Source organism: Aquimarina litoralis (genome assembly GCF_039523995.1).
Classification (GTDB): Bacteria; Bacteroidota; Bacteroidia; order Flavobacteriales; family Flavobacteriaceae; genus Aquimarina; species Aquimarina litoralis.
The window spans coordinates 1,126,083-1,142,107 of sequence record NZ_BAAAGE010000001.1 but is presented as its reverse complement, the minus strand read 5'-3'; the positions used below and the strand labels follow the sequence as shown (position 1 = coordinate 1,142,107).

Here is a 16,025-nt window from a genome sequence, read left to right as displayed (position 1 = left end):
TCCTGTAAATTCTATTAATTCAAACAAAATGTTCGTGAGTTTAGAGCAACTCATAAAAAAGTGTAAAAAACAAGATGCTAAGGCACAAGAGCAACTGTATAGGTTATATGGTAGTAAATTATTTTCTATATGTTTAAAATACTCGAATAATTACACCAGTGCTGAAGACACTTTGCAAGACGCTTTTATCACAATTTTTGATAAAATAGAACAATATAACGGAAAAGGCTCTTTTGAAGGATGGGTTAAACGAATAACCATAAATACTGCTCTACAAAAATATCGAAAACAAAAAGTATTCGAAATCATTGGCGAAGAGCAGATAGAAGATGTAGAGATAGAAATAGATGAGGATCATGTTTCTTTAGACTATTTATTAGAAATTATTCAACAATTACCAGATAGATATAGATTGGTATTTAATCTATATGTTCTAGATGGTTATTCTCATAAAGAGATTGCTAAAATGTTAGAGATCTCTGTTGGAACCTCTAAATCTAACTTAGCAAGGGCGAGAAATATTTTAAAAGAAAAAATAGAAAGTAATCAAGAACATCGTGTTCAATCAATTGAAGGATGAAGATGGATGATAAAAAAAATATAGATAGACTATTTCAGGAGAAATTCAAAGATTTTGAAGTTACTCCTAATGATGCCGTCTGGAAAAAAATCAAGGCTCGAAAAAATGATGACCGTAAACGTATTTTAATTATACCTTTTTGGTACAAAGTTGCGGGAGTAGCTGCTTTACTAGCTGTTATATTATCTGTAGGTTCTTTTTTATTCCCTGACAAGGTGACTAAAAATAATGTAATTGTTACTAACGACAATATTCAGGATAAAAACGTAATTATACCTAAAAACCCTGATATCCCCTTAAATGATTCCAAAGAAAACATCGTAAATAGGGAGCCTGGTTTCACACAAGGTGAGCAAGAGAATAATGGCACGAACAATGGAGCTATTACAGATAACACTACGTTTAACTCGAACAAAAAACAAACATTTACTGATAATACAAGCCCTTCTAATCGCAAAGTTGATCAGAAAAATACATCGTTAACATCAGTACCTAAAGGGAAACAAAATTCAAATAACTTAAATCGTTATGATATAAGAAAAAACACTACTATTTCTGAGGAGAAACTTACATCTGATATTGCTGCTATGACTAGCATCAAAAATTCTAAAACAGAGATGCAAGATAAGACAACCTCTTCTAACAATGATGAACTACCAAAAACAGCAGTACAGGAAAGTGCAATCGCGGAGGTCAAAAAGCAATCAAAAATTGATAATAATTTGAATTCCGATTTTATAGACCCTGCTATTAACAATAACATCACTAAAGAAGCTATAGCCAGCGAAAATAAGGAATCCAAAGAAATTGAGAATTCTGATAATACAAGTAAAAAATCAATTTTTGATGCCATTAAGGAAAAGGAAAATAAGGAAACTGCAGTTACCACCACGGTTCCTAAAGGAGAAAAAAGGTGGAACATTGCTCCTAATGTTGCTCCAGTTTATTATGATTCTTTTGGCGGTTCTTCGATAGATCCTCAATTTTCGGATAATACAAAACAAGGAGAAGTTAATCTTAGCTATGGAATACAGGTGGCTTATGCTATAAATAAAAAACTGATTATAAGATCCGGTGTTAGTAAGGTAGATGTGGGTTACAATACTGAAGATGTAGGTTTTGGACTTGCCTCTTTAGGACGCGATGAAAATGGAGCAGATAATACACAAAGTATTGTAGTATCTGATTACCGTAACGGTTTTTCTTCACTTGCTCCTCCTCCTGGAGAAGTTAACAGTGAAATACTAGTTACTTCACAAAATCCGGGACTGCTTAATCACAGTATTGGATATATTGAAGTTCCTTTAGAACTTAAATATGCACTTACAGATTCTAAAATAGGTATTCATATGATAGGAGGAGTAAGCACCTTATTTTTAGAAAGTGATGAAGTAGCCGTGATTGCCGGAAGTTTTAGAAATGACAATGTATCTAGAGAACAAACTGTAAATGATGTTAGCTTTAGTGGTAATATTGGCATAGGGTTTGATTATAAATTATCAGATCAATTTAAGATCAACATGGAGCCTATATTTAAATATCAGTTTAATGGTTTTAGAGATAACGCTCAAAATTTTAGACCTTATTATTTTGGTGTATATACTGGAGTAAGTTTTAGGTTTTAGTATCATGAAAAAGAAAGAATACCTAAAAATGTGTTAGGTCAATTTAGTTGGTTAGGTTAAATTATTGCTCTAGGGAAGCAATGATGACAAAGCTGTTTCTGGGGAGGAACAGCTTTTGTTTTTAAACTCTATTATCTACAGGGAATTTGAACTTAATTTATTCAAAATAACAGTTCTAGTTTTATTCTTAAGTTCTTTTTTTTGATCCTGAGTAAAATCTTTGGTAGGAATTTCATTATGTACAAAGGCTCTCATCAAACCTGGACTTCCACTAAAAAAAGTATAAGAAAATCGTTTCTTGTTATCCAGAAAAGTTAACGGAAGAATAGGTATTTGATGATCGATTGCTAATCTAAATGCTCCGTCTTTAAACTCGTCCAACATAACAGATTCATCATCTGGCACTCCTCCTTCTGGAAAGATACAAATACTGGTACCACCTTTTAATCTCTCTTGAGCTCTATCAAAAACCTCTTTTCTACTTTTCTGACTACTTCTATCTACTAGTATACAGGTTCTTTTATAGAAAAAACCAAATATGGGAATTTTTGCCAATTCCTTTTTTCCAACAAAAACGAAAGGATTCTTTACACAATATAACATCAACATAATGTCGGCCATAGAGGTATGGTTAGCAACAAACATATAACTTCTATTTCGGTCGACTTCTCCCTCCTTTTTAACTTTTGGAATAAAACCACTGCCATACAATACTATCTTTGCCCAAAAACGAGCTACTACAAAGAATTTAGCATACCATTCTTCCCTAGAAGTCAATATAAGCAACACCGGAAATAAGATAATAATAGGAACTCCCATCATTATATAAAACCAAATACGCCAAAGAAGTATTAATATATACCTTAAGATCATAATTTCAAAAATACACAATTGGTTTGAGGTATCTGAACAAAAAAATTACCTTTGCCGCAAACTAAAAATTACTATGGCAAGAATTCTAACAGGAGTGCAAAGTACAGGAACTCCTCATCTAGGAAATTTACTAGGTGCAATCATTCCTGCAATTCAGATGGCAAATCAGCCGGAGAATGAATCTTTCTTATTTATTGCAGACATGCATTCGCTCACACAAATTAAAGATGCTAACATACTAAGGGAGAATACCTACTCTACTGCTGCAACCTGGTTAGCTTTTGGTTTAGATATAGAAAAAACTGTGTTTTATCGTCAAAGCGATGTTCCACAGGTAACAGAACTTGCTTGGTACCTTAATTGTTTTTTCCCGTATAAGAGGTTGACCTTAGCACATTCTTTTAAAGATAAAGCGGATCGATTAGAAGATGTAAATGCTGGATTATTCACTTATCCTATGCTAATGGCAGCGGATATTTTATTATATGATGCTGAAATTGTTCCTGTTGGAAAAGATCAAGAACAACATTTGGAGTTTACACGTGATGTAGCTGAAAGAATACATAATAAAGTAGGAGAAATTTTTGTTTTGCCTAAAGCTCAGTTTAGATCAGAAACCATGCACGTTCCTGGAACTGATGGTGCTAAAATGAGTAAATCTAAAGGAAATACCATTAATCTATTTTTACCGGATAAAAAATTGCGTAAAAATATTATGTCTATTCAAACAGATAGTACACCACTAGAAGAACCGAAAGATCCGGATACTTGTAATGTATTTGCATTGTATCAATTAGTAGCCTCACCTGATGAAATAGCTACAATGCGAGCAAATTACGAAGGTGGTAACTATGGATATGGACATGCAAAACAAGCGTTGTACGAACTTTTGACAACCAAGTTTGCCGAAGAGCGTAAACGCTACAGTTATTATATGGACAATCTTGAAGAAGTAGATAAAGCCTTAGCAGTTGGAGCAAAAAAAGCTTCAGACGTAGCAGCGCAAGTACTTTCTAGAGTACGCGAGAAAGTAGGATACTAAACAAATACATATGATATAAAAAGCCAGTTTTTAACTGGCTTTTATTTTTTACTACGCAATTAAATGTTTAGAATCCATTTTCTACTACTACCAATAAATTGTGAGTTTTATCTTCCTTGTTAACCATAACAGGATATTTTCCAGGTAGAATCACATTTCCTTGTAATCCTATTTTTTTCGACATTACTGGATCTAAAACAATTTTGTTTTCCAAATAGAATACACTTGGTTGCGGAGTTGGATCTCCATAAGCAATTTCATGATCTTGTAACCAAGATGTTGGTGTTTCATAAAACTGTATTCCTAATACATTTTTATTTAATACAAACGGAATGCCTTCTATGCTTTCATCTATCTTTAGCTCATAGAGTTCTTTAAAGGATCCAAACTCTTTAGGATTGATTCGTTCATTGATGATCCAAGGATCTAAAAAATCTATGCCACATGGAACTACTAAACATGGATCCCAAATAACTGGAGGTAATTCAAAAATAATATCTGGATCGGGTATACATTCTACAATAGCGCAAACATTACCTGCACTATATCGGCATACAAGATTTCCTGTAATAGGATCCATTACACTTCTAGCATTAATCTGTAACGTAAATCTACAAAACTCACCAGATCTTTTTTCCTGTAGGTCAATACTATTTTGTTCTACATTCATTTCAGAAATACCAGTTTCTTCTGTTACATTTTCTTTTTGACAAGCTACTAACGCAAATAACATTGCCCCAATGATTACTAATGATCGTTTTTTCATGATTATATGGTTTTAAGTTAAAAAATAAAAAAGAACTTCTCGGACCATTTACAACTCTTAATCGTTGTGGTCTTGTGAAGTTCTTTAACCATTAGTGTAATCCATAATACAGAAGTAAACATTTAGAAATAAAATTATCTTCTTATCTACTTTATTATTGAATAGAATCCCCTTTATGAACCTTCATTTCGAGTAATTCATGTCTTTTACCAATCTTAACAGGATCAGCATTTGCTTCATTTTTTAGATGCTTATTAAAGAATTCCAGTGCCAACTCATTCGTTATTTCTAAACCTAATTCAGCATTAATAGTGCCTGTACCAGCAATAGATTGTACAGGAATCATAAGAGGAATATCCATAAAATTAGGATGCCCAGATGTCAATAATTTACATTCATAGAAATAATCCGTACTCTTGTTTACATATGCATGTGCATTAATATTCTCATGTTCTTCTGGCCAATCTGCAGATAGAAATAGAAACGGTTTTTGAAATATAGTATCCATCATTTCACCCCATTGAACTCCATCAATGTTTACCGCTGCTTTTACCCTATTATCCTTTAATGCGGTTTGACCGGCTGCTCCACCTCCTCTAGAATGCCCAAAAGCACCAATTTTATCTAAATCCAGTCGCTCCTTGAAAAATCCATCATTATTCAATTTTTCCAAATGATTTATAACAGATATTAAATCTTTAGACCATCTTTCTACAATATGAGTTACAAAATAGTCTTTAGAAGCTTCTCTTAGTATTTCATGACGCTCCTCAAAAGAGATATCTTTGTTAAAAGCTTCTTTTATTGGCAAGATATGTTCCATGGATGAAGCGTCTTGTTCGTACTGATATTCATAATCAAAAAATTTCTGGGTGCCATCTGGAAAAGTAGTTCCCAAGCTCTCATATGTATGAGATACGTTAACAATGATATATCCATGGCTTGCTAATTCCGATAATAATGCATAATACCCTGTAGATTTAGAACCATAACCCGGAGAGAAAATTAAGACAGGAAACTTCTGTTGGACAATAGGCACTCCTTTATACACATAGGTCTTTACTCGATCTAGATAATTGATGGTCCATGAAGGTAAAATTCCCATACTGTACTTTCTGATAAAACCTAACCGATTAGCCTCATCTACATAAGGTTCTCTCTCGCCTTTTGAAATATCATCCGTCGGAAACCACATTTTTACCATAAGTTCTCTTTTATCAAAAGGATCCTCCGTAATTATTTCATCAAGGTTTGTTTTCACATGTATCCATTTACTACCTACTTGATATATGCCTGTTGGTTTTGGTAAAGAAAAAACAGGAAGTACTTGCGGTAGAAACCATCCTACAACAAGAACTAAAACCAGTAATAGATATCCAAAAACACGAATAAAGGTTGGTTTAACAACCTTCATAAAATCAGTACGATTAATTCTCCAAATCAGAATAGCCATAATTACATAAGCAGGAAACATCTGCCAGCGCCAACCATCAATTAGAAGATGTAATATGGTTAGTACTAAAAGAAAACAAATAGTATATTTTTTAGATACAACCTTAAGTAATGGTCGTTTCATAAAAGGTAAAATTGTTATAACAATAAGAAAAAATATCTCTAAAACTCTCATTTTACAATAGGATCAAGTGATTATATCGCAAGATTCTTAATTTGTTTTTAATATTTTATTTTAAGCGATAAACTACCATTTTTAAAGGCTTTTCTACCTTCTCAACACTTGTAATACAATTCTAATTCATGTTAAAACACAAATTTAAAACTAAAATATTAGTTCAAACTAAATATTTAGTTTACATTAGCATTCTCAAACTAAGATCTTAGTTTGAAAGTAAAAATCATTCAAAAATGAAACAATTAACGAAAGCGGAAGAAGACATCATGAAAATCCTATGGGATTTGCATGAAGGAAGTGTAGTTCAGATTCTTGAAGAGTTGCCAGAACCTAAACCAGCATATAATACTGTATCAACAATTGTTAGGATATTAGAAGATAAAGGTTTTGTAAACTACCGAAAAGAAGGAAGAATTCACATTTATATTCCTATAGTCCAGAAAACTGAATACAGCAATCAAAGTATTACAAAACTAATCGATGGATATTTTCAGGGATCTTTTAAAAGCATGGTTTCATTCTTTATGAAGAAAAATGATATCAGCATTGCCGAAATGGAAGATGCACTTAAAGAAATTAATCAGGAAGAAGAATAATATTATGATACATTACATTTTACAAATCATTGCTTTTCAGTTACTTTTCTTATTAACCTATGACCTATTTCTCAAAAAAGAAACTTTTTTTAACTGGAATAGAATTTATCTACTCCTTACACCGATTTTAAGCTTACTACTTCCTTTACTTAGGTTCGATTTTATTAGAAATAGCATACCTGATACGTATAGTATTCAATTGCCCGAAGTATTGATTACAGATTCGCCTATGCAAGTTTACAACCTTCCAGAAGTAGTGATAGCTTCTCAAACCGAGGCTTTTAATTATTACTCACTGATACCCATATTAGGATATATATGGTATATAGGTATTACCGCTAGTTTATTGTTGTTTATCTACAAGATATTTAAAATTGTAAAACTAAAAAAGACAGGGACCACAGTTCAATCTCAAGATATTACATTTGTTTCTTTACCCAATACCAACGCGGCTTTTTCCTTTTTTAAAACCATTTATATTGGAAATAACTTATCACAACTGAAAAAAACTAATGTGATAGAACATGAAAAAATTCACGTAAAAGAATATCATTCTTTTGATCTTATCTTTTTTGAAATACTCCGCATATTATTCTGGTTCAACCCATTAATCTATATATATCAAAATAGAATGGCAATGCTTCAGGAGTATATTGCCGATGCCAAAGCTATTTCTATCACTAACAAAAAAGCTTACTACCAAGATCTTTTATCACAAGTTTTTCAAACCGAAAAAATATCATTTATCAATACATTTTTTAATCATTCACTAATTAAAAGTCGACTAGTTATGTTACAAAAGTCAAAATCAAAAAGAATCTATCAATTAAAGTATTTACTATTATTTCCGGTTATTGCCGTCATGTTAGTATATAGTTCTTGTTCCGAAGATCAGCGTGCAATAGAAAACAAAGAAGTTCCATTAACCACTATTTCCCAAAGAGCAGAATCTCTATTGAATAAAATAGAAAATGAAGGCGCTTATACCGAAGAAAGCGAAAAGCTATTTTCTATACTAATGCAGGATATCAATAATATGCCCGGAAACGAATTAACTCCTGAAAACATCGAGATTTTCAAGAATTTAATGCAAACTATTTCTAAGGTAAAACCTAAAATTACTGAAAAAGTAGAAGTAGAAGGCGTACCTTTCATAAAATTGGACACTGCTCCAGTACATCCTAATTGTAGTGATCTATCTGGTGCTGAAGCTAAAAAATGTTTTTCTCAAGAGGTAAGTAAACACGTAGCAAACGAGTTCAATACCAAACTCGGTAACGACATTGGACTAACAGGACGATTACGAATATATGCGAGATTTAAAATAAATAAGAGCGGAGATATCGAGGATATACAAGTAAGAGGACCTCATCCTAGCTTAGAAGAAGAAGGTATGCGTGTCATAAAAATGTTGCCTAAAATGCAACCAGGAATTAATGATGGAGCTCCTGTAAGTGTTTTATACTCATTACCTATTATATTTGAAGTACAAGAATAAAAGGAATAATCATTTTATAAAAAGGCTGGTATTTGAATTACATACCAGCCTTTATTTTACCAACATTTTTTTTCCACATTGTGGATTTCAATCTTTAAGATGATTTTACATAGATATTATCTTTCGAAACCTTTTTCTACAGCCAAAATGACGTTAAAAGTTTCACTCTCTTTGTTAATAATAACAGGATACTCTCCTGCTTTTACCACATTCCCTTGCAATCCAAGCTCCTTAGAAACCTCAGCATCCAAAACGAGATTTTCTTTAATTACAAAAGTCTCTCCTTTTAGTATACCCTCTTCGTTATATACTTGTAATCCAGCAATTCTTTCATTTAAAGCAAAAGGAATTACAGCTTCTTCTGGATCAATATCCAGTTCTAATTTATCCTTGATAGAAATAAACTCTCTCGGATCTATCTTTTCATAAATAATCCAAGGATCAAAAATATCTATCCAGCACGGTACGAACCAACATGGATCATAGATGATATCCGGTATACAAATTTTGTACATTTTACAGATACTTGGAAATGTGCTATAGCATCTCCCCTGAAACTTCAATCCTGGCTCTATTAAATAGAAACATCTACCATATCTTTTGCCTTCAGCGTCTGTTACATCAATCGCTTCTATAGATTCAACTTCTGTTTTTTCTTCTACAGTTTCTCTTTCGCATGCGTAGAATACCCCAATCGTTATTGCTATCGCTAAAAAAAATACTTTTTTCATATTATTTAGGTTTTAAGATTAAAAAATCCCCATTACCATTGGTTGTTGGTATACCAATGATACTGGGGAAGATTTTGATAACTTTATAAATGCTCAATTCACTTTAAAGTTATTTGTGAAAGTTTTAATTATGAAATACGAGACAAATGTACATGCTTACGCACATCTATACACAGGGTATTTAACTGTTTTTAAGGAAGTTATTTAACTGAAATATTTAAGAAACTAAAACACCACGTTGTTCCATAACAGGAAGATCTCGAAAAGCATTCTCGTTGATAGTATTTTTTCTGAAGATGTATTTCTTATCGTATAATTTACCTTCCGAAAAGAACGAAACCGCAAACTCATTATTCATCGCGAATAACTCTTCTTGGATCATCTCTATTTTAGCAGATGATTTGGCTTCTACCGTACCTATTCCGTGACGTAATAAAGAAGTCTTTTTTTCGGTATTGTAGCCTTTTGTTACCACAAATACCATTTCTATGGGTGTTTCTAGATCATTAATGATATATGAGTTCCAATCATATCCGCCGAACTCTTCATTCCATTCTTTTACCACAGCAATGTGTACATCTTTTACAACAGGTATTTCTATGTCCTTTCTCAATTATAAGGCTGATTTAAACTGTTCTAAAAAGCGTACGTCATTTTCGCTAAGCATACGAATATCCGAAACTCCGTATAATAATAACGCAATACGGTCGATTCCCATACCAAACGCAAAACCACTATATTCCTCTGGATCTATATTGCAGTTTTTTAAGACATTAGGATCTACCATACCACAACCCATGATCTCTAACCAACCTGTTCCTTTGGTCATTTTATAATCCGTTTCGGTCTCTAGTCCCCAATACACATCTACCTCTGCACTTGGTTCTGTAAACGGGAAATAAGATGGACGTAGTCTGATCTTAGATTTACCGAACATTTCGGTAGTAAAATATTGTAATGTTTGCTTTAGGTCTGCAAAAGAAACGTCTTTATCTATATACAATCCTTCTACCTGATGGAAAAAACAATGCGACCTTGCCGAAATAGCTTCATTGCGATATACTCGCCCTGGAGAAATCGTTCTGATCGGTGGTTTGTTCTCTTCCATATATCTCACCTGTACAGAAGACGTATGGGTACGCAATAAGATGTCAGGATCAGTTTGAATAAAAAACGTATCCTGCATATCACGTGCTGGATGATACTCTGGTAAATTAAGTGCGGTAAAATTATGCCAGTCATCTTCAATCTCTGGACCTTCACTTACATTAAAACCAATACGAGAAAATATATCAATAATCTGATTCTTTACCAATGATATGGGATGTCTAGAACCAAGAGCAATTGGTTCTGATGGTCTTGTTAGATCTCCATAAGCACCTTTTTCTTCTTCTTTAGATTCTAATTCATCTTTCAGAGCTCTCACTTTCTCTTCAGCTGCAACCTTAAGCGCATTGATAGCTTGACCAAATTCTTTTTTCTGATCGTTCGCTATATTTCTGAATTCTGCAAAAAAATCATTTACCAATCCTTTTTTACCAGAAAACTTTATTCTGAATGCTTCTACTTCTTCTTTGGTTTTTGCTGAAAAATCTTCAACTTCCGATATATACTCTTTAATCTTGTCGATCATGATCTTGTGCTTATTAGAGAGAGCAAATTTAACGAATTAAAACAATAAAAAAACGCCTTCTTTCCAGAAAGCGTTGATCGTTTTATAAAACTTTCTTTTTTAATCCAATTCTGTTTCAAAAAGCTTGATGGAGGCTCCGGTAGTATCGTCAACAACAATAATCATTTTGTTTCTTACGATAGTCAATTGCCTAATAACGCCTATATCTGCAATTCCGAAATCCAAGCTAATTTCAGTGAATGTATTGTCTATTGTATTAAAAACGCCAAAAAATGATTGAAGTTCATTGTTCTCAACCAGATTCCCCGCCACATATATAAGATGATGATACCTTGCTGCAAAAGTTCTGTTTACTGCTTTAGGCAAAGTAAAACTTTCCCAGTTGTTGGTATTCATATCATACGTATGCACCGTATTTCTGGAGTTAGCTTCTGCGTGATCACTGCTTCCTCCAAACAAATACAATTTATTATCTACTATTTCTGCATCTGCCGAAAATAAGGATTCTGGCAAATTACTTTCTTCAGTTATTTGTTCCGAAGATACATTATACTTATACAGTTTATCAGAAAGTTCATCTCCTCCTCCGACATCTAACGTAGATCCTAAAACAAAGATATCTTGATCAAAACTTGCTGTTTTATGCCTTGAAAATACTCTCGTTTCAATGCCGTTATCTGTAGAAATAGGATCATTCGCAAGATCCAAAGAATATTTATTAAACGCATTACTAGCTACTACTACTAACTGTCCATCAATAATTTCTGGCTCTTTATTAAAGAATCCTGAGGTTTGACAAAAAGATTTGCTAACAAACTCTCCTGATATTAGATTATATTCTATAATTTCTTCTAACCGCGCAGCAGTACTACAGTCGAAATCTATTTCTCCTCGTCTACTTATGTATAATGAGTTTTGCTCATTAGAACCAGTCATTCCTATTCCGTATCCTTCAATGTTATAAAAACCTGTTTCTGTTAAACTTAATTCATTTGGGATTTCAGTTATAACAGTTTCTAAACCTGGTTTTAGAGTGATTTCTAAAAAGACTCCTTCGGCAACTTTTATCTTACCTGTAATCGTATCATTGGTTACTGTAAAATCAAAAAGACCACTGAATCCGATAAATGTATTTGCATTAGTTCCTAAAATTTGCAATCCAAAGCTTATTTCCTTTTCATATACATCTTTATAGAGTTCTTCTATTGAGGTAGCGTTCCAGTTTACAGCTTCTCTTTGTTTCCAGATTACCGATAGTTGTACTTCTGATACATCAGGATTATCCACAATGGCAGTAGAAAAAATAAATACATCATCCTTCACGTTCGATTCATTTGATATATCAAAAGATCCCGACTTACCCTCTGTTGTAATTCTGGCACTTTCAATACGCCATGTTTTTTGTGAATCACCAGTAAGAATTTCTAGGGTATTGGTGATATCACCTGTTTCTTCAGGTAAGTTTCCTTCATCATCCGATCCACATGATATAGTAGTAATGATTAGGAAAAAATAAATATAACAGCTCAATTTCTTCATTGTTATTCCTTTTTTTGATTAATGAGCTTGCAAAAATAAGTAAAGAAAAGATAAAATGAGTGCAGATAAATATGTAAAAAGTCAGTTTTTCATTAGACATTTACACTTTTTACCTTGATTATTCCCATAAAAGTATAAAAGACTATAAAAAAGTACGTTAAAGCTCGTTAAAACTCTTGAAAATACTTCAATAATTTGTTATATTTAAGTGTATTAAAATAGATATTAAATCTGTTAATACAATCTTCCCAAACAACCTTACCTAACTTAATAAATGTAATGTATTGGTGCGTAGCTAAAAGTTGGCTATGGTATAATGTTTAATTAAAAATTGCCGGATATGAAAAAGTTATTTTTTGGAATTCTGATTATTGATATGAAAGGATTAAAAGACTTAATTAGTAATCTTCCTTCGGCTTGCTGGTATGCCATGAGTAGATAATTACTAAATATTAAATATCAATAAAAAAAAGGGAACCTAATCGGCTCCCTTTTTTTGGTCTTGTTTTGTGTATCGTTTAGATTCTTGTATACACTTCTCTGTATACTGTAGTTGTACCCTCAAAAGTTTCTGAATACTCAATAGTAAAGGTATTCTCAGAGAATGTAATAGTTTCTGTATCAGTTTCACCTTCACTAGTAAAGCTATATACATTGTTTCCACCATTCTCCCAAGTACCTGTAACTAATTCTAATTCAATACAAGTTCCTGATCCATCATCCTCAAAAAACCTTCCTACATATGCAAAATCAGCGTTAAAAGTTAAAATATCCTGAAGGTCGCAAGGATCCGAGGTAATTGACTCTCCGTTTTCAAATGCTTCAGTAAACTGCCAAGCACCGATCAATGGATCTCTTACCCCATCATCATCACTTCCACAAGAAGTAATACATAAAGAAAGTGTTGCTACAAATACTACAATAAGTTTTTTCATTAGACTGTTTTTTTAATTATTACCTACCTTAGATGAAAAGCTATAAAATAGGTTGCGTCATTTTTTAAAAAATATACTCACTCGCCAAAAAATAATTCACAATAGCCTCTTTCATTAAAACGGATTGTTCTCCTGCTTTCAGATTAGGTAGTTGTTCTTTAATGATATAATGAGGCCATCCATCATCATCAAAATAATCAAATTCATAATATCCATAGGGTTCTAGTAATCTACAGATAGCAATATGCATGAGATCCAATTTTTCATCTTTCTTAAATCTACGATGCACCTGACCCAATTCCTGAACACCTATTAAATATATGATTGCATCCAAATCCAGTTCTTCACCATCACCAAATTGAGCAGATAATTTTTGAACTAGTATCTCCCATCGTTCTTTAAGCTTCTCGTCTCTAGCCATACTCAAATATTTTGCTTGTTATATATAAAAAATTAAGCGCTACAAAAGTAACGCTTAACTAAAAAACCAACCATCAATTCGGGAGAAATCTTAAAACTCCCACAATATGCCTATACCAGCATATTGATTTCTATAATTCCTAAATGATCTGGCGTCTATATCGGTATAATTTGTACTTCTAATTCTAGAAAACAATGTAGTCGTGATAGAAAAACCACCTCCGATCTTCTGAGATGCGTTTAATTGGAAGTTAGCATACTCGTACTTTAAATTTTCTCCAATTACTCCTTCAGTATTTCTTGCTTCAATATCTGTGTAATCTCGAGTTATAAATGAAAAAGAGCTACGCACCTTGGTATTCTTATTTTTATATCTCAATGCGATTCCTGGACCGAATTGATTAAATCCAGAGCGATTCGTAGAATTATCAATTCGCATGTAATACACAAAACTAGGCTTTACTTGTAAGTATTTATTGATTGGTAATCCATAAGACAAAGTACCTTTTACATAATCCCAATCTCTTTCTCCATCTGGCTCAACATCACTGGCATTAAACGTATCATACAGTCTTTTTTTGGCATATACATTTAACCCTAATTTATGTTTCAATCGACCTATTTTGAATGTTTGCACAGAAGAGAAGCAAGCACCAAACTCACTATACTGTAAATCTCTTACTCCAAATGCATCAAAATTTCTAAAATTATAAAAACCTTCTACCAAACTTTCGTTGTTTTTAAATGGTGTAAACTCGATTCCTAGTGTTCCTCCATAATTTGTATAACCTAATGGATTAATAAGCACATCCTGATCTCCTCCAAGTCCTTCTCTATTCATTCTCATCAATCGAGCTTCGGCAATAAGAGCGGTTTTTCTATTAAACTTATAATCATATTTTGCTACGGTATTAAAGCTCCAATAGCTATCATCCATGTTTTCATAAAAAATCCTTGCAAATGGATTTGCCGAAATTCTAAATCGATTGTTTTTCCATCGATATCTAAATTTGTAGTTCACTTCGATATCCTGATAAAAACTACTTGATATTAAATCACTTTCATTTAAAATTCCTTCATCAGTTCGTATCTCTTTTGGACTTCTGAAATAATTGTATTCATAGCCGCCTTCAGTGCCAATATTGAAGGTGTTTTTAATCTGACTAAATGATTGCATATATATAAACCCCAACAAAACGGTTATCCAAATCTTTATTGTATTCATAAATTTCTTCTCCTTTTTAATAGTTTTTTATTTGTTCTTTGATTGCTTTTTTTAATCCTTGTTTATTCACCAGTTGAATCCCCAATCCCGGACGCACATTGATCTCCATAATCTGAGGTCCTTTATTTTTGTCTATGACAATATCAATCCCTAGATAGTTTAAAGGAAAAGCTCTTGCCGTATCAATAGATATTTTAAGAATCTCTTCCCAGTAGGGAATAGGTATATTTTGTATCACAAATCCACTATCGGGATGATGATCAAAGTAATTTTTACCATCATACACTTCCGTTAATGTTCCCATTGTTAAATCCACTCCAATCCCTACTCCATTCTGATGAAGGTTTGCTTTTCCATCGGATCTATCTGTTGGCATTCTTAGCATTCCCATCACGGGATTTTGATGGAGTGTGATGATTCTAAAATCAGGAACTCCTGCCGCATAAATTTTATGGAAAAAAGGGTGCGGTTCTATGCATTCTTCAATCAAAACCCTATCATGAGAACCTAGAGAAAAGAATCCCATAATGATCGCAGCCATATGCTGAAATATTTGTCGTTCTGTAATTACTTTTCCGCTACTGATCCAATTCCCATCACGATCTCTTTTAATAATTTTTATTCCACCACCACCGCATCCATTTGCGGGTTTAATCGCCATCGCATCATATTGTTTGCATACTTCCCAAGCTTTTTTGATATCATTATTATACGCTACGACTGCATATGTTTTAGCACATGGGATCTGATGCTGATGTAGAATTTCTTTGGTACGAACTTTGTCATCCGCCAAGGGATAATCCTTTTTCTTATTATTGGGATAGATGAATTTTATATTCCTTTCGTTTAAACCCACCACTTCATTTTTTTTGGATGGTTTTATTTTTAAAAATGTTGAAAGCATAGTCTTTTGTTTATTGATGGTATATTGT

The 16,025-nt window shown here is 32.8% G+C and carries 16 protein-coding genes; 5 read left to right on the top strand and 11 right to left on the bottom strand.

What is annotated here, in order from left to right; all coding sequences use genetic code 11:
* Window positions 1-34: 34 nt before the first annotated feature.
* Complete coding sequence (locus tag ABD077_RS04515; protein ID WP_343910904.1) at window positions 35-580, top strand: RNA polymerase sigma factor; 546 nt, start codon at window positions 35-37, stop codon at window positions 578-580.
* A gap of 2 nt (window positions 581-582) precedes the next feature.
* Window positions 583-2,205 (top strand): hypothetical protein, encoded by a 1,623-nt coding sequence (locus tag ABD077_RS04510; RefSeq protein WP_343910902.1) that lies wholly within the window; start codon window positions 583-585, stop codon window positions 2,203-2,205.
* A 135-nt stretch (window positions 2,206-2,340) separates the two neighbouring features.
* On the opposite strand, the gene ABD077_RS04505 is transcribed toward ABD077_RS04510, so the two are convergent.
* The gene (locus ABD077_RS04505) at window positions 2,341-3,078 is read right to left on the bottom strand and encodes a lysophospholipid acyltransferase family protein (RefSeq protein ID WP_343910900.1); all 738 of its coding nucleotides are present in this window, start codon (window positions 3,076-3,078) and stop codon (window positions 2,341-2,343) included.
* A 73-nt stretch (window positions 3,079-3,151) separates the two neighbouring features.
* Between ABD077_RS04505 and trpS the strand changes: the two genes are divergently transcribed.
* Entirely contained in the window at window positions 3,152-4,120 is a 969-nt protein-coding gene (gene trpS / locus ABD077_RS04500) for a tryptophan--tRNA ligase (protein WP_343910898.1), read from the top strand.
* 67 nt (window positions 4,121-4,187) lie between these two features.
* On the opposite strand, the gene ABD077_RS04495 is transcribed toward trpS, so the two are convergent.
* Together ABD077_RS04495 and ABD077_RS04490 are read right to left on the bottom strand one after the other, a co-directional pair.
* On the bottom strand, window positions 4,188-4,886 hold the full coding sequence (locus ABD077_RS04495) for a hypothetical protein (protein WP_343910896.1): 699 nt from the start codon (window positions 4,884-4,886) through the stop codon (window positions 4,188-4,190).
* Between the two features lie 154 nt (window positions 4,887-5,040).
* Window positions 5,041-6,462 (bottom strand): alpha/beta hydrolase family protein, encoded by a 1,422-nt coding sequence (locus ABD077_RS04490; protein ID WP_343910894.1) that lies wholly within the window; start codon window positions 6,460-6,462, stop codon window positions 5,041-5,043.
* Window positions 6,463-6,749: 287 nt separating this feature from the next.
* Between ABD077_RS04490 and ABD077_RS04485 the strand changes: the two genes are divergently transcribed.
* Together ABD077_RS04485 and ABD077_RS04480 are read left to right on the top strand one after the other, a co-directional pair.
* Window positions 6,750-7,112, top strand: coding sequence for a BlaI/MecI/CopY family transcriptional regulator (locus ABD077_RS04485; RefSeq protein WP_299610748.1), 363 nt, complete (start codon window positions 6,750-6,752; stop codon window positions 7,110-7,112).
* A 4-nt stretch (window positions 7,113-7,116) separates the two neighbouring features.
* Window positions 7,117-8,610 carry a M56 family metallopeptidase gene (locus ABD077_RS04480; RefSeq protein ID WP_343910891.1) on the top strand — a complete coding sequence of 498 codons (1,494 nt, stop codon included), beginning with the start codon at window positions 7,117-7,119 and terminating at the stop codon, window positions 8,608-8,610.
* Between the two features lie 116 nt (window positions 8,611-8,726).
* Here the strand turns inward: ABD077_RS04480 and ABD077_RS04475 are convergent, their stop codons facing one another.
* The 8 genes from ABD077_RS04475 to ABD077_RS04440 form a co-directional block, all read right to left on the bottom strand.
* Window positions 8,727-9,341, bottom strand: coding sequence for a hypothetical protein (locus tag ABD077_RS04475; RefSeq protein ID WP_343910889.1), 615 nt, complete (start codon window positions 9,339-9,341; stop codon window positions 8,727-8,729).
* A gap of 217 nt (window positions 9,342-9,558) precedes the next feature.
* On the bottom strand, window positions 9,559-9,954 hold the full coding sequence (locus ABD077_RS04470; RefSeq protein WP_343910887.1) for a hypothetical protein: 396 nt from the start codon (window positions 9,952-9,954) through the stop codon (window positions 9,559-9,561).
* Entirely contained in the window at window positions 9,955-10,974 is a 1,020-nt protein-coding gene (pheS, locus tag ABD077_RS04465) for a phenylalanine--tRNA ligase subunit alpha (RefSeq protein ID WP_299894042.1), read from the bottom strand.
* Between the two features lie 99 nt (window positions 10,975-11,073).
* Window positions 11,074-12,513 carry a Kelch repeat-containing protein gene (locus ABD077_RS04460; RefSeq protein WP_343910882.1) on the bottom strand — a complete coding sequence of 480 codons (1,440 nt, stop codon included), beginning with the start codon at window positions 12,511-12,513 and terminating at the stop codon, window positions 11,074-11,076.
* A 518-nt stretch (window positions 12,514-13,031) separates the two neighbouring features.
* Window positions 13,032-13,448, bottom strand: coding sequence for a lipocalin-like domain-containing protein (locus ABD077_RS04455; RefSeq protein ID WP_343910880.1), 417 nt, complete (start codon window positions 13,446-13,448; stop codon window positions 13,032-13,034).
* 64 nt (window positions 13,449-13,512) lie between these two features.
* Window positions 13,513-13,869, bottom strand: a complete 357-nt coding sequence (locus ABD077_RS04450; protein ID WP_343910878.1) for a hypothetical protein — start codon at window positions 13,867-13,869, stop codon at window positions 13,513-13,515.
* A gap of 90 nt (window positions 13,870-13,959) precedes the next feature.
* Complete coding sequence (locus ABD077_RS04445; protein WP_343910876.1) at window positions 13,960-15,093, bottom strand: hypothetical protein; 1,134 nt, start codon at window positions 15,091-15,093, stop codon at window positions 13,960-13,962.
* A gap of 16 nt (window positions 15,094-15,109) precedes the next feature.
* Window positions 15,110-15,997, bottom strand: coding sequence for a sugar-transfer associated ATP-grasp domain-containing protein (locus tag ABD077_RS04440; protein WP_343910874.1), 888 nt, complete (start codon window positions 15,995-15,997; stop codon window positions 15,110-15,112).
* Window positions 15,998-16,025 lie beyond the last annotated feature (28 nt).